At 73.7% G+C, this 17,795-nt stretch carries 18 protein-coding genes; 10 read left to right on the top strand and 8 right to left on the bottom strand.

All coding sequences use genetic code 11. The features are described from left to right. The first annotated feature begins 289 nt into the window (after positions 1–289). The 3 genes from M1R94_RS17815 to M1R94_RS17825 all read left to right on the top strand — a co-directional run bounded on the left by M1R94_RS17815 (position 290) and on the right by M1R94_RS17825 (position 3,885). Positions 290–1,789, top strand: coding sequence for a nitronate monooxygenase (locus M1R94_RS17815; protein WP_249383080.1), 1,500 nt, complete (start codon positions 290–292; stop codon positions 1,787–1,789). Positions 1,790–2,412: 623 nt separating this feature from the next. Beyond that, the gene (locus tag M1R94_RS17820) at positions 2,413–2,604 is read left to right on the top strand and encodes a hypothetical protein (RefSeq protein ID WP_249383081.1); all 192 of its coding nucleotides are present in this window, start codon (positions 2,413–2,415) and stop codon (positions 2,602–2,604) included. Between the two features lie 108 nt (positions 2,605–2,712). Then, the gene (locus M1R94_RS17825; protein ID WP_374109492.1) at positions 2,713–3,885 is read left to right on the top strand and encodes a N(5)-(carboxyethyl)ornithine synthase; all 1,173 of its coding nucleotides are present in this window, start codon (positions 2,713–2,715) and stop codon (positions 3,883–3,885) included. Here M1R94_RS17825 and M1R94_RS17830 read toward each other — a convergent pair. Then, positions 3,868–4,533, bottom strand: a complete 666-nt coding sequence (locus M1R94_RS17830) for a hypothetical protein (protein ID WP_249383083.1) — start codon at positions 4,531–4,533, stop codon at positions 3,868–3,870. The two genes, M1R94_RS17825 and M1R94_RS17830, sit on opposite strands and share 18 nt — an antisense overlap. A gap of 144 nt (positions 4,534–4,677) precedes the next feature. On the opposite strand from M1R94_RS17830, the gene M1R94_RS17835 reads away from it, so the two are divergent. Continuing rightward, positions 4,678–5,937: an arginine deiminase gene (locus M1R94_RS17835; protein ID WP_249383084.1), complete on the top strand. Its 1,260-nt coding sequence runs from the start codon at positions 4,678–4,680 to the stop codon at positions 5,935–5,937. A gap of 51 nt (positions 5,938–5,988) precedes the next feature. Here M1R94_RS17835 and M1R94_RS17840 read toward each other — a convergent pair whose 3' ends face one another. Both M1R94_RS17840 and M1R94_RS17845 read right to left on the bottom strand, forming a co-directional pair. After that, a complete protein-coding gene (locus M1R94_RS17840) occupies positions 5,989–6,618 on the bottom strand; it encodes an NAD(P)-dependent oxidoreductase (RefSeq protein WP_249383085.1) in 630 nt (209 codons plus the stop codon). Then, the gene (locus M1R94_RS17845; RefSeq protein ID WP_249383086.1) at positions 6,615–7,571 is read right to left on the bottom strand and encodes an NmrA family NAD(P)-binding protein; all 957 of its coding nucleotides are present in this window, start codon (positions 7,569–7,571) and stop codon (positions 6,615–6,617) included. The genes M1R94_RS17840 and M1R94_RS17845 overlap by 4 nt, the downstream gene beginning before the upstream one ends. Positions 7,572–7,621: 50 nt before the next feature. Between M1R94_RS17845 and M1R94_RS17850 the strand changes: the two genes are divergently transcribed. Then, complete coding sequence (locus M1R94_RS17850; protein ID WP_249383087.1) at positions 7,622–8,101, top strand: MarR family winged helix-turn-helix transcriptional regulator; 480 nt, start codon at positions 7,622–7,624, stop codon at positions 8,099–8,101. 8 nt (positions 8,102–8,109) lie between these two features. On the opposite strand, the gene M1R94_RS17855 is transcribed toward M1R94_RS17850, so the two are convergent. Beyond that, positions 8,110–9,147: a LysR family transcriptional regulator gene (locus tag M1R94_RS17855; protein ID WP_249383088.1), complete on the bottom strand. Its 1,038-nt coding sequence runs from the start codon at positions 9,145–9,147 to the stop codon at positions 8,110–8,112. A gap of 95 nt (positions 9,148–9,242) precedes the next feature. Here M1R94_RS17855 and M1R94_RS17860 point away from each other — a divergent pair, with 95 nt between their 5' ends. The 3 genes from M1R94_RS17860 (at position 9,243) to M1R94_RS17870 (ending at position 11,711) form a co-directional block, all read left to right on the top strand. Then, a complete protein-coding gene (locus tag M1R94_RS17860) occupies positions 9,243–9,620 on the top strand; it encodes a DUF5997 family protein (protein WP_249383089.1) in 378 nt (125 codons plus the stop codon). A 16-nt stretch (positions 9,621–9,636) separates the two neighbouring features. Then, positions 9,637–10,155 carry a mycothiol transferase gene (locus M1R94_RS17865; protein ID WP_249383090.1) on the top strand — a complete coding sequence of 173 codons (519 nt, stop codon included), beginning with the start codon at positions 9,637–9,639 and terminating at the stop codon, positions 10,153–10,155. Positions 10,156–10,328: 173 nt separating this feature from the next. Beyond that, positions 10,329–11,711 (top strand): sensor domain-containing phosphodiesterase, encoded by a 1,383-nt coding sequence (locus M1R94_RS17870; RefSeq protein WP_249383091.1) that lies wholly within the window; start codon positions 10,329–10,331, stop codon positions 11,709–11,711. Between the two features lie 4 nt (positions 11,712–11,715). Here the strand turns inward: M1R94_RS17870 and M1R94_RS17875 are convergent, their stop codons facing one another. The 4 genes from M1R94_RS17875 to M1R94_RS17890 all read right to left on the bottom strand — a co-directional run bounded on the left by M1R94_RS17875 (position 11,716) and on the right by M1R94_RS17890 (position 15,123). Beyond that, the gene (locus M1R94_RS17875; RefSeq protein WP_249383092.1) at positions 11,716–12,468 is read right to left on the bottom strand and encodes a Crp/Fnr family transcriptional regulator; all 753 of its coding nucleotides are present in this window, start codon (positions 12,466–12,468) and stop codon (positions 11,716–11,718) included. A gap of 13 nt (positions 12,469–12,481) precedes the next feature. Further along, positions 12,482–14,464 carry a heavy metal translocating P-type ATPase gene (locus M1R94_RS17880; protein ID WP_249383093.1) on the bottom strand — a complete coding sequence of 661 codons (1,983 nt, stop codon included), beginning with the start codon at positions 14,462–14,464 and terminating at the stop codon, positions 12,482–12,484. 13 nt (positions 14,465–14,477) lie between these two features. Next, positions 14,478–14,744, bottom strand: coding sequence for a cation transporter (locus tag M1R94_RS17885; protein ID WP_249383094.1), 267 nt, complete (start codon positions 14,742–14,744; stop codon positions 14,478–14,480). Positions 14,745–14,853: 109 nt separating this feature from the next. Next, positions 14,854–15,123, bottom strand: a complete 270-nt coding sequence (locus M1R94_RS17890) for a DUF6343 family protein (RefSeq protein ID WP_249383095.1) — start codon at positions 15,121–15,123, stop codon at positions 14,854–14,856. 175 nt (positions 15,124–15,298) lie between these two features. On the opposite strand from M1R94_RS17890, the gene M1R94_RS17895 reads away from it, so the two are divergent. Both M1R94_RS17895 and M1R94_RS17900 read left to right on the top strand, forming a co-directional pair. Then, the gene (locus M1R94_RS17895; protein ID WP_249383096.1) at positions 15,299–16,621 is read left to right on the top strand and encodes a TrpB-like pyridoxal phosphate-dependent enzyme; all 1,323 of its coding nucleotides are present in this window, start codon (positions 15,299–15,301) and stop codon (positions 16,619–16,621) included. Positions 16,622–16,626: 5 nt separating this feature from the next. Beyond that, positions 16,627–17,763 (top strand): dienelactone hydrolase family protein, encoded by a 1,137-nt coding sequence (locus M1R94_RS17900; RefSeq protein WP_249383097.1) that lies wholly within the window; start codon positions 16,627–16,629, stop codon positions 17,761–17,763. Positions 17,764–17,795: the final 32 nt, after the last annotated feature.

The raw sequence follows: 17,795 nt of genomic DNA on the forward strand, positions 1-17,795 counted from the left end.
TCCTCAGGGTGTGCCGTTGAGAACGAACCTAGGCACCCGACCCCACCCACGCCGACACCCACGAGGACGAACCTGGGCCTGCCCGGCGTACCTCCCACGGACGACGAGGTCATCCTTCGCGCGGTGCTCTCGGGCGTCTCGAGGAGGAGCGCGGGGCGGGCCTCACCGGTGCAGGGCGGGTCGGGCGCGACCACCCGAGGGACCTTCGTCCTAGGTCTCCACGGGTCCCTGATGCGAACCTACGGTGTCGTAACCTACGCAACCGTAACCAATCAGTTGGGTGCCCACCATGTCCGCCCCAGCCCTCGAACGATCCGTCCCGCGCCAGCCGCCCCGCTCTCAGCCCGTCGTGATCCAGGGAGGGATGGGGGTCGCCGTCTCGTCCTGGCGCCTGGCCTCGTCCGTCGCCCGCGCAGGTCAGCTCGGCGTCGTCTCGGGAACCGCGCTCGACCTGGTGCTCGCGCGGCGGCTGCAGGACGGCGACGTCGACGGATCGGTCCGGCGGGCTCTCGCGGCCTTCCCGGTCCCCGTCGTGGCGGAGCGTGCCGTGGCGCGCTACCACCGTCCCGAGGGCCGCGCGCCGGGGCGCCCCTACACGCCGATCCCTCGGCTCGCGCTGCGGCAGACCCGGCTCGCCCAGGAGCTCACGATCCTCGGCAACTTCGTCGAGGTCTGGCTCGCCAAGGAGGGCCACGAGGGTCTCGTCGGCATCAACTACCTCGAGAAGGTCCAGATGGCCACCCCCGCCGCCGCCTACGGGGCGATGCTGGCCGGGGTCGACCACGTCCTGATGGGGGCCGGCATCCCCCGCGACATCCCGCACCTGCTCGACGGGCTCGCCGGTCACGAGACCGTCCGGCTGCCGATCGAGGTCGCCGGTGCGGCCGCCGGTGACCACGTCGTCGAGCTCGACCCCCGGGCGCTGCTGGGCGAGGACCTCCCCGCCCTGACCCGCCCGACGTTCCTGGCGATCGTCTCGGCCCACGTGCTCGCCGAGTACCTCGCCCGTGATCCCCACATCCGACCCGACGGCTTCGTCGTCGAGGGCCACCTCGCGGGTGGTCACAACGCGCCGCCGCGTGGGCGGCTGACCCTCGACGACCTCGGGCAGCCGGTCTTCGGCCCGCGGGACCAGGCGGACCTGGCCAAGGTCGCCGCCATCGGCCTGCCGTTCTGGCTCGCCGGCTCGGTGGGCACACCGGGTGCCGTGGACGCCGCCCGTGCCGCGGGTGCGGCAGGCGTCCAGGTCGGCACGCTCTTCGCGCTGAGCACCGACTCGGGGCTCGAGCCCGGCCTGCGGACGGACATGCTCGACCGGCTGCGCGCCGGGACCCTCGAGGTGCGTACCGACCCGCTGGCCTCACCGACGGGCTTCCCGTTCAAGGTCGCCCAGCTGCCCGGGACCCTCTCGGAGACCTCGGTGAGCGCCGCACGGCCGCGGCTGTGCGACCTCGGCTACCTGCGGACCCCGTACCTGCGCCCGTCGGGTGAGGTGGGCTACCGGTGCGCGGCCGAGCCGGTGCACACCCACGTGCGCAAGGGCGGCTCGGTCGAGGACACCGTCGGTCGGGCGTGCCTGTGCAACGCCCTGAGCGCCAACGTGGGGCTGGGCCAGACCCGGGCTGACGGCTACGCCGAGGAGGCGCTCGTCACGCTCGGTGCCGACCTGGACGGGGCACGCCACCTGCTGGGGACCCACCCCGAGGGGTGGACGGCCCTGGACGCCCTCGACTGGTTGCTGGGCGGGGTGTCCGTGACCCGGCCCGGGACGGCCACCGCGATCTCCTGACCCAGTCGGGCAGCGCCGCACAGGGCGAGGTCGTCACCGCTCCAGAAGCGGCCCGGGTCGTACCAGTTCGGCCGACGACCCGGGGCGAGCAGCCCCATCGCCTCGTAGGTGACCGCGACGATCTCCGCGCAGTACGCCGTCTCGAGGTTCCCCTCGGAGATCGCCCGGCGGAAGGTCGGTGTGCGTCCGTGCACCCAGCGGGTCACGAGCCGGGTGGTGGAGGGGAACGGGGTCCCGTCGAGCCGCGCGACGGTGTGCAGGATGGCGTCCTCGCCCGCGGCGTCCACCGGGTGGTCGAGCTGTCGCAGCCACGCCTGCTGGCCGTAGCGCTCCGACCAGGCGACCACCGCGTCGCGCAGGTCGTGCAGCTGCGCGCCGCGCTGGTGGGTGCCCGACCACAGGTCCGGCAGCGACCGGCCCAGCTCGGCGTGCCACATCAGGGGTGGCAGGTCGTCGATCACGACGGACATCCCGACGTGGTTGACCGGGCTGTTGGTGCCCACCTGGATGGCACGGTCGGTCATCCCGCGCCCCCGGAACAGCCAGACGTCTCCCGTCCGGGTCAGGTCGACGGCGCGGTCGAGGTCGATCGGGGTGCGGGGCACAGCGCTAGCGTAGGGACCATGCGATGGTGGCGGGTGCTGGGCGTGGCCGGGTTCGCCGGGGTCGCCACGACAGGTGTGCTGGTCGCGCGTGAGGAACGGCGCCGACGGGCCTACACCGCCGACGAGGTCCGGGAGCGGCTGCACGAGCGGCACGAGGCGGCCCTGCTGCCACCTGCGCCGACCGACACCCCCGCCACAGACCGGCACTGACCGGCCCTGACCGGCACTGACCGGCGACCCTGCGCCTGCGGCCATGACGTACTGTCACTGGGGCAGAGCCGTCCGGGTTCGGCGCGAAGGAGCGACCATGTCCGGTACGTGCCCGCTGTGAACCCTGCCGACCTGCTCTCCCTGGGAGTCGTGGCGACCTCCCGGAAGCCCGACGAGCGGCGGCTGCCGATCCACCCCGAGCACCTGGGGCGTATCGACCCGGACCTGCGTGCCCGCATGGTGCTCGAGGAGGGGTACGGCGACCGGTTCGGGACCAGCGACGCACGGCTCGCCCCGCTGGTCGGGCGGATCGCCCCGCGGGCCGAGGTGCTCGCGACCTCGGACGTCGTCCTGCTGCCCAAGCCGCAGGCCGCCGACCTCGAGGAGCTGCCCCACGGCGCGGTGCTGTGGGGCTGGCCGCACTGCGTCCAGGACCCGGTCGTCACCCAGGTCGCGATCGACCGTGGGCTCACCCTCATCGCGTTCGAGGCGATGAACCACTGGGCCTCGGACAGCGGCTTCGGGTTGCACGTCTTCCACATGAACAACGAGCTCGCGGGGTACAGCTCGGTGCTGCACGCGCTGCAGCTCGCCGGTGTCACCGGCGTCTTCGGACGTCCGCTGCGCGCCGTGGTCATCGGCTTCGGCGCCACGGCGCGGGGCGCGGTCACGGCCCTCGCCGGCCACGGGATCACGGACGTCACGGTGCTCACGCACCGGGGTGTGGCCGCCGTCGGCTCACCGATCCACTCGGTACGGATCGCCCAGCTCGACCACGACTACGTGGCCCCCGAGCGGAGCCACGTGATCACCGTCGGCGGCCGCATCCCGCTCGCCCCGTTCCTGGTCGGGCACGACATCGTCGTGAACTGCACGCTCCAGGACACCGACGCACCGCTGACGTACCTGCGCACCGACGACCTGGCGGGGTTCCGCCCCGGGAGCCAGATCATCGACGTCTCCTGCGACGAGGGCATGGGCTTCAGCTGGGCCCGGCCGACGTCTTTCGCCGACCCGGTCTTCGTCGTGGGCGAAGGCGTGACGTACTACGCGGTCGACCACAGCCCGTCGTTCCTGTGGAGCTCCTCGACCTGGGAGCTCAGCGCGGCCCTGCTGCCCTTCCTGCGCCCTGTCCTGGCCGGGCCGGACAGCTGGGACGCCGACGAGACGCTGCGTCGCGCGCTGCACGTGCGGGCCGGTCACGTGGTGAACCCGGCGATCCTGACCTTCCAGGGTCGATCTGCCGAGTACCCCCACGCCCGCTCAGACCCTCAGCGATGAACGTTCCCCGGTCCTCGCCGCGCCGGCCCGTCGAGCGAGGTGCTCGCACCGGCTGATGACGGCCTCGAGCAGCCCGACCAACCGGTCGTCGACCTGCATCCCGCCGGCGTTCACGACCGCCCGCACCGCGAAGTCGACGATCTCGCGCCCGGGGTGACGCGTGCCGTGGGTCGGGCTCAGCCCCGCGGTGTACTGCTCGGCCCACCGCGCGGCCGACGGTGCGGCGGCGAAGGCCTCGAGGGTCCACGGGTGCAGGTCGACCAGCGGCTTGCCGTCGGTCAGGGCCAGCAGGCGCTCGCAGGTCAACGCACCTGCGGCGAGCGGCAGGCGGTCCTCCTCGTGGACCACCGGCAGGGCGCGCGCGGCGACCAGCAGGGCGATCTCGTGGTCCCACCGGGGGTCGGTGCTGCGCAGCCCGATGACCGAGGGGACGAGCGGCGCCAACCTCGACCGCGCGTCGTCCGTCGTGAGGTCGTTGACGAGTCGCGCGAGGTGGGCCAGCAGCGGATGGGTGCACTCGGGGCTGTCGCTCCAGGGCTCGCCCGCGAGCACCCCGGCGATCTCCATGAAGCACGCGCCCTCATGGACGTCGTGGTGCCGGCCTCGATCCAGGAGCGGCAGACCCTCGGGTGCTCGGCTCATGTCCATGGTGCTCACCTCGACCGGTGCGTGCGACCTCGTGACCCCCTCAGTCTGCGACGGGGTGGGCGCGGAGGCAATGCCTGGGCGGGTCTCGCGCAGTAGCGTCGTGGAGGGCGTCGACCTCTCGGCGCGCCGGGTGAGGAGGCTGCCATGACCCCCGCGCCGTACGGCGTCCACTCCGAGGTGGGTGCGCTGCGCTCGGTGATCGTCCACCGTCCCGACCTCTCGCTCGAGCGGCTGACGCCCTCGAACCACCACGAGCTGCTGTTCGACGACGTGCTGTGGGTCGAGCACGCCCGGAAGGAGCACGACGCCTTCGTCGAGCTGCTGCGCGGCCGGGGGATCGAGGTGCACGAGCACCAGCAGCTGCTGGCCGAGGCCCTGGAGGCCGACCCGCGGGCCAAGCAGGACGCCGTCGAGCGGACGGTCAGCCATCTGACGGTCGGTCCGGTGATGGTCGACGACGTGCGGGCCGAGCTCGCCTCGTGGGACGGTGTGCGGCTGGCGCGGCACCTCATCGGCGGTCTGACCAAGGAGGAGCTCGGCTCGGCCCGGGGGGACGCCGGGTCGCTCGTGGCGGTCGCGGCACGGCCCACCGACTTCATCCTGCCGCCGCTGCCCAACTCGTTGTTCCAGCGTGACCCGGCGGCCTGGCTCTACGACGGGCTGTGCCTCAACCCGTTGTTCTGGCACGCCCGGCGGCTCGAGACGGTCAACCAGGCGCTGATCTACCGCTACCACCCGATGTTCGCCGACGCGGGCATCCGCTTCTGGTACCCGCCGCAGGGGGACGACACACGGCTCGACGAGGAGGACTTCGGCCGGGCGTCGGTCGAGGGCGGGGACATGATGCCGATCGGCCGCGGCACGGTGGCCATCGGGATCAGCGAGAGGTCCACGGCACACATGGTCGAGAAGCTCGCGCTGACCCTCTTCGAGGGCGGGGGCGCCGAGCGGGTCATCGCGGTGACCATCCCGCCGTCGCGCACCTACATGCACCTCGACACCGTCTTCACCTTCCTCGACGTGGACAAGGCGACGGCCTTCATGCCGGTCATGGAGGGGGCGACGGCCTACTCGCTGCGGCCGGGGGACCGGACCGAGAGCCTGGACGTGCACCCCGAGCGCTCGGTCTTCGCGGCGTTCGAGGACGCACTGGGCATCTCCTCGCTCGACGTGGTCCCGACCGGCGGCGACGACGTGCAGCAGGCCCGTGAGCAGTACGGCTCGGCCAACAACTTCCTGGCGCTCGAGCCGGGGGTGGTGGTGGGCTACCACCGCAACCAGTGGACCAACGCCCGGATCGCCGAGCACGGGGTCGAGGTGCTCGAGATCGAGGGCTTCGAGCTCGGCAAGGGACGCGGCGGGGCACGGTGCATGACCTGCCCGACACGCCGGGACGGGATCTGAGCGACCGCGGCGAACCGCGAGACGTACCGGTCGCGGGTGCGTCGGGGAACGTCAGGCGTTCGCGACCAGCGGGGCCTGCCGCGGGTACAGGTCCTCCTCGAGCACCCGGACGACGAACAGTCCCAGGTCGGCCCGGGTCATCGTGGTGCGCCTCGCGGACCGGTGCGCGTGGTGCTCGACGCGTCCGGTGGCCGGGCCGTCGTTCAGGCGCGGTGGTCGCACGAGCGTCCATCGCAGCGGGCTCCCGAGCCACACCGCGAGCTCGGCGGGCTTGTCGGTGACGACCTGCCCGCCCAGCCGTTGGAGCAGCGTGCTGATCAGGCGGTCCCGCCGGGACTTCTGGTCGCCGGGGGCGTCGACGCCCGCGCCGCTGATCCCGACGAACCGGTGCACGCCGCTGCGGCCCATCACCTCGGTGAGGGCTGTGGCGGTGTCCCGGTGCAGGGCGGGCTCCCGCCCCGACGGCCCGAGTGCGGACAGGACGGCGTCGGCACCCCCGACCAGCCGCGCCAGGACGGCCGCGTCCCGGGAGTCGCCGGTCACCACCTCGACCTCGTCCGCGTGGGTACCGAGCGCGGTGGGGTCCCGCACGAGGACCACGACGTCGTGGCCGTGGTCGAGCAGGGTGGTCAGGACGTGGCGCCCGGTCCGGCCGGTGGCGCCGAGCAGGGCCACTCTCATGCGGTGCTCCTCGTGGTCGTGGTCGTGGTCGTGGTCGTGGTGGAGGGGACGTGGGTGGTGGCCGTGGGGATCCAGGCCGCACGCTCACGGTGGGCGAAGGTCGTGAGGTCGATCGGCTCCCGGCCGAGCACGGTGCGCACGTCGTCGCTCAGCCCGGCGGCCAGGCCGAGCCGTGCGGTGGTGTAGATCGCGGAGGTGACGGCGACCATGCCCGGGCTCATGGCCAGGGACCGGCTCGCGTGCCGGGCGTAGCGCAGCACCCCGGGTCGTTCGTAGCGGATGCTGCGGCCGAGCTCGTCGCTCAGGATCCGGGCGACCTCGCCGTAGGTGAGCGCCCGGGGGCCGGTGACGGTCCAGGCGCGTCCGCGATGGGCGGCGGGGTCGGCGAGGGCGCGGGCCGCGACAGCCGCGACGTCGACGGCGTCGACGAACGCGGTGCGGCCGTCACCCGCTGGGACCACGATCCGATCGAGGTCGCGGACGTCGTAGGCGTGCGTCGTCGAGAGGTTCTGGTGGAAGAAGGAGGGCCGGACGAAGGTCCAGTCGAGCCCCGATCCGCGCAGCCACTGCTCGATGGTGTGGTGCGGCGCCACCTTGTTGCGTTCGGCGCCCTGGAGGGACAGGAAGACCACGTGCCGGACCCCGGCGTCGCGGGCGGCGGCCACGGCGGGCAGCAGGTCGCGCCGCACGTTGCCGACCGCGGGAGGGCGGACCAGGAACATCGTGCTCACGTCCGCGAACGCGGCGGGCCACGAGGTCGGGTCGGTGAGGTCGAGGCGGACGCTCGGTGACGGAGCATGGCCCGGCAGGTGCGGTGAGGGCGTCGCGGCGTCGCGGTCGGCGGGGACCCGGCGCGTGGCTGCGCGGACGGGCAGGCCGGTCGGTCGCAGGGCGTCGAGCACGGCTGAGCCCACCGTGCCGGTGGCGCCCGTCACCAGGATCGTCCCGTTCATGGTCCGTGCTCCGTCCGCAGGGGTGGTCGATGTATGTGTACGGTACACCTATGATGGATGACGGAGACCAGGACCTGCATCGCCTCGACCAGGCGCTGCTCGGCCTGCGGCGCTTCTTCGCAGCACCGCCGGCGGTCCTCGACGGGAACCACCCCGTCGAGCTGTCGACCCTCTTGGTGCTCGACGCCGTCGTCGGCGTGGGGGGCGGCGCGGCGACCGTCCGCCGGGTCGCCGAGCATCTCGACGTCACCGCCTCGACGGCGAGCCGCCTCGTCGAACGCGCCGCAGCTGTCGGTGCGGTCGTCAAGGTGCGGGGTGAGCACGACGCTCGTCAGGTGGTGCTGCACCCCACGCCCGACGGCGTCGCCCTCGCCGAGCGGGCGACGGCCTACCGGCACGCGCGGCTCGAGGCGCTCCTCGAAGGATGGTCAGAGCGCGATCGTCACGAGCTCGCCCGCTCGCTCGAACGGTTCGCGACGGCCGCCCGGGGCGGTGGTGCGGCGGCGTCGGACGGCGAGGGTCGGGTCTGACCTCCCGCTCACCGCCCGCCGCGTCGCCGGTTGCGTTGCTGGCCGCTTCCGGTGGCGCGGCGCGCCGACGAGCGGCGGCCCCCGGCGGAGCCTGTGCCGGTCCCCGCCGCCGGGCGCGGTGTCGCCGACGTCGCGCCGTCAGGGGCCGCACCTGCGGCCTCGGGGGCGGCGCCCGTGCCGGAGGACCCGCGTGAGCTGCGTGCCGTCCGGCCCCGCAGGATGCCGATCAGCTCCTCGACGAGGTCGGTGCTGCGCTCGGCCGGCCAGGCGAAGGCGATGTGCGTGGGGTCGATCCCGCTGACCTCGCGGTAGGTCACGTCCTTGCGGGCGTGCAGGCGGGCGACCGACTGGGGGACCACGAGCACACCCACCCCGGCGGCGACCAGGGCGACCGCATCGGCGGTCGAGCGCATCGCCGGCAGTGGGCGGACCGGCTCGGTGCGCAGCGCTGCGGCGGCCTCTCGCCACTGGGGCAGTGCGTCGGTGTCCTGGAGCAGGTGCTCGTCGACCAGGTCGCGGACGTCCACGTGGTCCAGGACCGTGGCGGGGTGGTCCTGGGGAACCACGACCACGGGCACCTCGGAGTAGAGCGGGATGAGGCTCAGGCCCTCCCGGTCGACCGGGAGCCGCACGAAGCTGACGTCGAGCGTGCCGTCGTGCAGCCCGGCCCCCTGGGTGCCGGGATCGGTCCGCACGATCTCGACCGGGACGTCGGGTCGCCGCTCGGCCCACACCCGGGTCCACTTGGTGACGGTCACCCCGGGGGCGATCCCGATGCGCAGCACGCGTGCCTCCGACGGCGAGGCAGGTCGCGCGTCGGCCGCGAGCAGGTCCACGGCGCGCGCATGCAGGGCCCGTCCGGCGTCGGTCAGCTCGGTGCGGTCGGAGGGCCGGACGAACAGCTCCGTGCCGAGCTGGTCCTCGAGGTCGACCACCGCGCTGCTCAGCGCACGGCGGCTGATGCCCAGGGCCGCCGCGGCACGGCCGAAGTGCAGGTGCTCGGCGACGGCCACGAACGAGCGCAACGCCACGAGGTCGACGTCCACCGTTCCTCCTCGCCCGCTCCGCCTGCTCAGCCACCTGCACGCGCCGGCCGGGACACCGACGGCGTCGGTCAAGGGTAGAGGGATACGCTCGTGCGATGACCGCTGGACGAACGACGCAGACCATGAAGCCCATGACGGCGGCGAAGAAGCTGGGCATCTACCTGCCGGCCACCCCCGAGTCCTTCCGCGAGGCGGGCGAGATCACCCGCTCCGAGCTCGCCCGGCTGATGACCTCCCCGCCCGAGTGGCTGGTCCGGCTGCGCGAGGCGGGCCCCCACCCGCGCGAGGTCGTGGCCAGCAGGCTGCGGGTCTCGATCGCGGGCCTGGCCAGGGCCGGGGTGACCGAGGCGCTGACCACCGAGCAGATCGAGGACCTCCGGCAGGAGCCGCCCGTCTGGCTCGTGCAGGAGCGGGAGACCTTCGCCCGGGTGCAGGCCGACGAGGAGCAGGCCGCCCACCGCCGCAAGGCCTGACGTCAGGGAGCTCGCCATGGATGTCGCCGCAGTGCTGCTGGACGCCTTCGGGCGGGTCCGCCAGACCGTCCACGACGCGGTGGACGGTCTGACCGCCGGGCAGCTCGCCGTCCCCGAGGACGGTCGGACCAACTCGATCGCCTGGCTCGTCTGGCACCTGACCCGCGTCCAGGACGACCACCTCGCCCAGGCGTTCTCGACCGACCAGGTGTGGACCACCGAGGGGTGGGCCGAGCGTTTCGAGCTGCCTTTCGACGCCGCGGCCACCGGCTACGGCCAGGACGCGCACGACGTGTCAGCGCTCGCAGGCGTGACCTCGGAGCTCCTGCTCGGGTATCACGACGCCGTCCACGCCCGCACCGTCGAGCACCTCGCGACGGTGACCGCCGAGCAGCTCGACCGGGTCGTGGACGAGGGATGGGACCCGCCGGTGACCCTCGGCGTGCGGCTGGTGAGCGTGCTGAGCGACGACCTGCAGCACGCCGGCCAGGCCGGCTACCTGCGCGGGGTCGTGACGCAGGCTGACGCGGGCTGACGCGGGCTGACGCCCGTCCCGTCGCGCCCCCGGCGACGCCCGGGGCGGGTGCGGGCAGCCACTGCCCTCAGGACCGGCCCTGCCCGGTCGATGGGACGGGTGAGCACCACGCCCCGGTGGGGCAGACCGCCGGCCGTCTCCGGTCCGGTGGCCCGGTGGGCAAGGAGCATGGCATGAGCACCCCCTTCGCAGCGTCCACCGCGGTCACCGCGGCTCGAACGGTGGACGAGGTCCTCGACCGTCGCGACGTGCACATGGTCTTCCAGCCCGTGCTCGACCTGCGCTCGCAGGAGGTCGTCGGCTACGAGGCGTTGGCGCGTGGTCCGGTCGGCAGCCCGTGGGAGAGCCCGCTCAACCTGTTCGCCGCGGCTCGTGAGCGCGGTCGCAGCGCCGAGCTCGACTGGGTCTGCCGTGCCGCGGCCTTCGCTGCCTTCCTGGAGGCAGGCATGCCGGCCTCGACCTCCCTGTTCGTGAACATCGAGTCCGACTCGGTGACCTCGGTGTGCCCGGCCGACCTGGTGGGCGTCGTCGCGCAGGCCGAGTCGCTGCTGAGGGTCTTCGTCGAGGTCAACGACCGCGCCCTGGTCGCCGACCCGGCCGGGCTGCTGGCCACGGTCGACCGGGCGCGCGGGATGGGCTGGGGCATCGCGCTGGACGACGTCGGGTCGAGCCGTGCGCCGCTGGCTGTGCTCCCGGTCGTCGGGGCCGACGTCGTCAAGATCGACCTGCAGCTGCTCGCCGGCTGCGAGGAGGAGGACGCCGCGGCGGTGGTGGTCGGTGTGCTGCGTCACCTCGAGCTCAGCGGCGGGTCGTTGTGCGTCGAGGGCGTCCAGACCCAGGAGGACGTGGAGTGGGCGCTGGCGATGGGGGCCTCCTACGGTCAGGGGCGCTACCTCGCCGAGGTAGGCCCGCTGCCGACCGGGACCGCACCCTCCCGCGGGGTCGTGCCCCTGCTCCAGGTGGACGGCGACGACGCCTCGGTCAGGTCTCCCTACGAGGTCGTGGACGACCTGCCGTCCCGCCGGATGGGCCTGCCGCAGATCGTCGACCTCGCCCGGATGGTGTCCTTCGCGGTGCGTGCCCCGGGTGCCAGGCCCGTCGTCCTGGCCGGCATCGCCTCCGACGGTGTGATCTCGCCCGAGGCCGCGGCGGGCTTCCCGCAGCTGTTCGACTCGGCGCTCCTGCTCGTCGTGCTCGGAGTGGGCGTCGGGGTCGAGCCCGTGCCTGGTCTGCGCGGCCTGAGGGTCGAGCCGCAGGACCCGTTGGCTCGCGAGAGGTTCCTCGTGGTGCTCGCCGCGACCGGCCCCTGCGCGGTCCTGGCACGCCCCGCAACGGACGGCGCACCCGGTCTGCACGACGTCGTCGTCACGCACGACCCGGACCGGGTCCACGACATCGCCCGACTGCTGATCCGGCGCATCCCCGCCGCGGGTGCGTCCGACGTGGCGCTGCCGCTGCCCGGGGTGGCCGGCGTCGAGGACACCCGCGGGCCCACGGAGCCCGTGGGTGCGGTGCCGACCCCGCGCGGCGGCTGGCGGGACCGCATCCGCGGTTGAGGGGTCAGGGAGTCCCGGCGAGCCGGGTGAGCCGTCCGTGGTCGACCAGTGCGGTCCATCGTCGACCTGTGTCGATGATCCCCTCACCCCGCAGCCGACTCATCACCCGGCTGACGGACTCGGGGGTGGCGCCGGTCATCGAGGCCAGGTCGGTGCGGGTCAGCGGGACCTGCAGCAACGTGCCGCCGCCGGGCCGTTCCTCGCCCACCGCGCGGGCCAGGGTCAGCAGCGTCGAGGCGACCCGGCTCTCCACCGAGGCCCCTGCCATCCGCCGCAGGGCGTCGTGCGCCTGCTCGAGCCGCCGTGCGACGTCGTCCAGGACGGCCAGCGCCACCTGCGGGTGCTCGCGCAGGACGGCCCGGAAGTCGGCCGCCGAGAGGGACAGCGCGCACGCAGGCGTGAGCGTCTCGGCGGTGTCGGGGTACGTCGTGTCGCCCAGCGCGGCGAGGGACCCGACGAGTCCGCCGGGGGAGACGACGTCGACCAGGACGTCCTGGCTGTCCGTGGCCGGGCGCACCACCTTGACCTGCCCGCTGGCCAGCACGAAGAGGTATCCGGCATCGTCGCCGATGCGGTGGACGGTCTCACCGGGCCCGTAGGCCCGCTCGCGGGTCCGGCGCTCGACGGCGTCCAGCGCCTCCGGGGAGAGGCCCGCGAAGTAGGGTGCCCGCGCGAGCACGTCGAGCCGTACCGGCCGCGGGCACGAGTGCGGCCCGGGCGGTCGGGCGAGCGGTGTGGTGCGACGGGTGGCGGCCACGGGTCCCTCCTCCTCAGCGTGCGGAGGGTGTCGCGGCGCCCTCGACGTCGACGGTAGCCCGACGCGTGCGCAGCAGCCGCATGCCGTTGGCGATGACGACGAGCACCGAGGCCTGGTGCACGAACATCCCCAGGGCCATCGTCACCCCGCCGAGCAGCACCCCGGCGATCAGCACGGTGACCGTCACCAGTGACACCGCGACGTTCTGGCGGACGGTGCGGACCGTGGCCCGGGCCAGCGCGACCGCCTCGGGGACGCGGAGCAGGTCGGCGGCCAGGAGCGCGACGTCAGCGGTCTCGACCGCCACGCCGCTCCCGGCAGCTCCCATCGCGATGCCCACGTCGGCGGCCGCGAGGGCCGGCGCGTCGTTGACGCCGTCGCCGACCATCGCCACGACGTGACCCTGGGCCTGCAGGGCGCGCACGGCGTCCAGCTTGTCCTCCGGCAGCAGGCCCGCGCGGACGTCCTGGATCCCGACCGTCGCAGCGACCGCCCGGGCGACCCGGGCGTCGTCGCCGGTGAGCATCACCAGGGTGGCGCCCCCGGCGCGGAGCGCGTCGACCGCGGCGCGTGCCTCGGGCCGGAGCTCGTCGGCGACGCCCAGCACCCCGAGCACCCCCTCGTCCAGCGCCACCACCAGGGGTGTGCGTCCGGCGGCGGCCAGGGCGCGGACCGTCTCGCGGGTCGCGGGGTCGAGGGTCAGCCGGGCGTCCTCGATCATCCTGAGACTCCCCACCAGCACGCGGTGCGTCCCGGTCCGGGCCTCGATCCCTCGGCCGGGGTGGGGCAGGACGGCGTCGGGCAGGGCGGGTGGGGTCAGGCCGGCCCGCTCGGCAGCGACCAGGACGGGGCGGGCCAGCGGGTGCTCGGAGCCGGCCTCGGCCGTTGCGGCCCAGTGCAGCAGGTCGTCGCGGGTGGTCCCCGGCGCGGGGATCACGTCGGTCAGCACGGGGCGTCCCCGGGTCAGCGTCCCGGTCTTGTCGAAGGCGACGGCGGTGATCCGGGCGGCGGTCTCCAGGTGCTCGCCGCCCTTGACCAGGATGCCGCGGCGCGCGGCCTGCCCGATGCCGGCGACGATCGAGACGGGGGTGGAGATGACCAGCGCCCCCGGGCAGCCGATGACCAGGAGCGTCAGGGCGAGCTCGACGTCGCCGGTGACGACGCCTGCCACCACCGCGCCGACGATGATGCCGGGGGTGTACCAACGCGCGAACCTCTCGATGAGCCGCTGCGCCGGGGCCTTCTCCTCCTGCGCCTGCTCGACCCGGTGGATCACGCGGGCGAGGGTCGTGTCCTGCCCGACCCCGGTCGCCCGGACCACCAGGAACCCGCCCTGGCTGATCGTCCCGGCGAAGACCTGGGCGCCGGCGGACTTCTCGACCGGGATCGACTCCCCGGTGATGCTCGCCTCGTCCACGGCGGCTCCGCCGTCGAGCACCCGGCCGTCGACGGGCACGCGGTCGCCGCTCTTGATGACGACCGTCTCGCCGGTCAGCACCTCACCCGCGAGCACCACGACCTGGATCCCGTCACGCAGAACGGTCGCGGTGCTCGGTGCCAGGTCGAGCAGCTCACCCAGGGCGCGACGCGTCCGTCCGAGGGTCATCGCCTCGAGGGCGTGCCCGACGGCGAACAGGAAGGTGACCGCGGCCGCCTCCCACCGTTCGCCGATGACGATCGCCCCCCCGGCGGCCACCGTGACCAGCAGCTCGATGCCCACCGAGCCCGTGCGGAGTGAGGACAACGCGCGGCGGGCGATCGGCAGGCCCGCGACAGCCGCGGCGAGGAGCATCGGTGGCGCACCCAGGTCCGGGCGGTCGGCGAGGTGCTCGGCGACCAGCGCGAGGGCGATGAGCGTGCCGGCGAGCAACGAGGTCGTCCAGGGTCCGCGCGCAGCGGACCGGACGCGGACCAGCACGTCGCCGCGCGTGGTTGGCGTGACGGCTCCTGGCGCGGCGGTCTCGGGGACGGGGACGGGGGGCACGGTGGCGGTCATGAAGGCTCCGGTCTCAGATCGAGGCGACGTGCGCGGTGTAGCCCGCGCGTGCCACTGCGGCCACGAGGGCCTCAGGCGTGGTGTCGGACGCGTGGGAGACCTCGATGCGCCCGGTCGAGAAGTGCACGGTCGCGTTGACCACCCCGGGCACCCGGCGCAGCTGCTTCTCGATCGTGGCGACGCACGACGGGCAGGTGAAGCCGGTGCTGCGCAGCAGGGTCTGCGCGGTCCGGGTCTGCGTCGGGGTCGCGGTGGTCGTGGGGGTCGGGCGTCCGGTCATGATCTGCTCCTCGGTCGGGCCACGGAAGGTGGCTCCTTCGACGCTAGGAGGGCCCGCGTGGCCGGACCATGACGTGCGTCAGGTTGCTGCACGGGATGTCGGCCGCCGGTCAGCCGGGCTCCCCGCGCACCTTGCGGCGGGTGACGACGACGAGGTCGACCGCGGCCACGACGGCCAGCAGCACGAGCCCGCCGACCAGGACACCCGGAGCGCCCGCCCCGCCCATCACCGCGGCGAGCGCCGCGCAGGTGACCAGACCGAAGGCCGCGAGCACGATCCGCAGGGTCAGCGCGCTGCGGGCCGGCGGCGCCCCGCCGATGCGGGAAGTCGGGTCGTGGTGGTCGAGCCGGCCCTGGGGGTGGGGGTCCTCGGGTGCCATGGCGTGATCTCCTGACGGGTGAGGTCTCGTGGTCTCCTCCCATCCTGCGGGGGTTCCGGACGGCGTGCGATCTGCCGCAGACCGTCCTGGCCCGGGTCCCGACCTCGGCTCGCTAGGCTCGTGGCGACGACCTGAAGGACTGCCCCCACCTCCCTCGACGACGAAGGACCGCGCCGTGAGCACTGTCGACCAGCCCGTCCCCGCCCCGGTGATCGCCCGCAGCACCGACCCGCTCGGCGTCGAGGTGCCGTCCACCGTCCCCACGCACTGGTACAACCTCAACGCCGACCTGCCCGAGCCGGTCCCGCCGCACCTGCACCCCGGTACCCACCAGCCGCTGACCCCGCCCGACCTGGCGCCGCTGTTCCCGATGGCGCTCATCGAGCAGGAGGTCAGCACCGAGCGGTACGTCGAGATCCCGCAGACCGTCCGGGAGATCTACGCCATGTGGCGCCCGTCGCCCCTGGTCCGTGCCCACCGGCTCGAACGGGTGCTCGGGACCAGAGCACGGATCTACTACAAGTACGAGGGTGTGAGCCCGGTGGGTTCGCACAAGCCCAACACCGCCGTCGCCCAGGCCTACTACAACGCGGTCGAGGGCATCACCAAGCTCACCACCGAGACCGGCGCCGGGCAGTGGGGCGCGTCGTTGTCGATGGCCTGCTCGCTGCTCGGGCTGACCTGCGAGGTGTGGCAGGTGCGGGCCTCCTACGACGCCAAGCCGTACCGCCGGTTCCAGATGGAGACCTACGGCAGCGTGTGCCACCCCTCGCCCTCGGACCTGACCGAGGCGGGGCGGGCCATCCTGGCCGAGATGCCCGACACCACGGGTTCGCTGGGGATGGCGATCAGCGAGGCCGTCGAGGCAGCGGTCAAGGACCCCGAGGCGCACTACTCCCTGGGGAGCGTCCTGAACCACGTGATGCTCCACCAGACGGTGATCGGCCAGGAGGTGCTCGTCCAGCTCGCCGAGGCGGGGGAGCGCCAGGCCGACGTGGTCTTCGGGTGCGCGGGTGGCGGGTCGAACCTGGCCGGTCTGACCTTCCCGCTCATCGGGCAGAACCTGCGGGAGGGGACGACCACCCGCTCGGTGGCCTGCGAGCCTGCCGCGTGCCCGTCGCTGACCCAGGGGGAGTACCGCTACGACCACGGGGACGTCGCGGGGCTCACGCCGTTGCTCAAGATGCACACGCTGGGCAAGGACTTCGTGCCGCCGTCGATCCACGCGGGCGGTCTGCGGTACCACGGGATGTCGCCGATGGTCTCGCACGCGGTGAACCTGGGACTGATGGAGGCGGTCGCGGTCGAGCAGGACGACGCGTTCGCGGGCGGTGTGCTCTTCGCGCGGGCCGAGGGGATCATCCCTGCCCCCGAGTCCACGCACGCCGTGGCCACGGCCATCGACTACGCCCGCACCGCCCAGGAGGGCGAGGTCATCCTCATCGGCCTGTCCGGCAACGGCGTGCTGGACCTGCCGGCCTACTCCGCGTACGTCTGAGCCGCGTGAGCGGCTTCGCGCACCTGGGCGCCTACAGCGACTGGGTCGCCCACGCGCCCGGGCCGCGGGCACGGGCTGCTCGCCCGCCGGCGAAGGACGTCCACCGGGCCGTCCGGGAGGTGCTCGCCGTTCCCGTCGATGCCCCTCAGGGTCCGCAGGACCTGCGCGTCGAGCACCGCTGGGTCGCTGACGGTGTGCAGGGCGAGGAGCTCTCGTGGTCGGTGGGCTTCGGTCCGCGGACCTCGGCCTGGCTCCTCGCACCGCAGGGCGCCCACGAGCCCTTGCCCGGGGTGCTGGCGCTGCACGGCCACGACGGGTTCAAGCTGTACGGCAAGGAGAAGATCGCCGACGGCCCTGAACCGGTACTGCCGGTCGTCGCAGCCCTGCGGGCGACGTACTCCGAGGGTCGGGCGTGGGCGAACGACCTGGCCCGCGAGGGGTTCCTGGTCCTGGTGCCCGACGTGTTCGGCTGGGGCAGCCGCCGGTTCCGGCTCGAGGACATGCCTCCCCTCATGCGGGTGCTGGGCCAGACCACCGCCGGGGTCGCCCCGCCCGACGAGGTGGGCGGCTCCACCCCGCAGGACGTCGCCGTCTACAACGCCGCGGCCTGGCATCACGAGCACGTGGTGGAGAAGTACTGCCGCCTGCTGGGGACCACGATGGCGGCGGTCGTGAGCCGCGAGGACCGGATCGCGCTCGAGGTGCTGCGCGGACGGGGAGCCGGGAGGATCGGCACCGTGGGGCTGTCCGGTGGCGGGTGCCGCTCGGCGCTGCTGCGGGCGACGAGCGACCACGTCACCGCCGCCGTCGTGGTCGGGATGATGAGCAGCTACGACGCGCTGCTGGACCACGACGTGGTCAACCACACCTGGATGCTCCTGCCCGGAGACCTGCCAGGACGGTTCGACTGGCCCGACGTCGTGGCGTCCGGAGCACCCGCGCCCCTCCTCGTGCAGTACGCGCGCGGTGACCAGATCCTCCCGCTCGAGGGCGCGCTCGCCGCGCACGGCCGGATCGGTGCCCACTACGCCGCGGCCGGGGATCCGACGGCGTACACGGGACAGTTCGTCGACGGGCCGCACGCGTTCGACCTGGCCATGCAGCGGGTCGCGTTCGACTGGCTGGCTGCTCACCTGCGCTGAAGGATCCTGCCGAGCCCTGCTGCTCACCCACC

This window comes from Actinotalea alkalitolerans, from assembly GCF_023369855.1.
Classification (GTDB): domain Bacteria; phylum Actinomycetota; class Actinomycetes; order Actinomycetales; family Cellulomonadaceae; genus Actinotalea.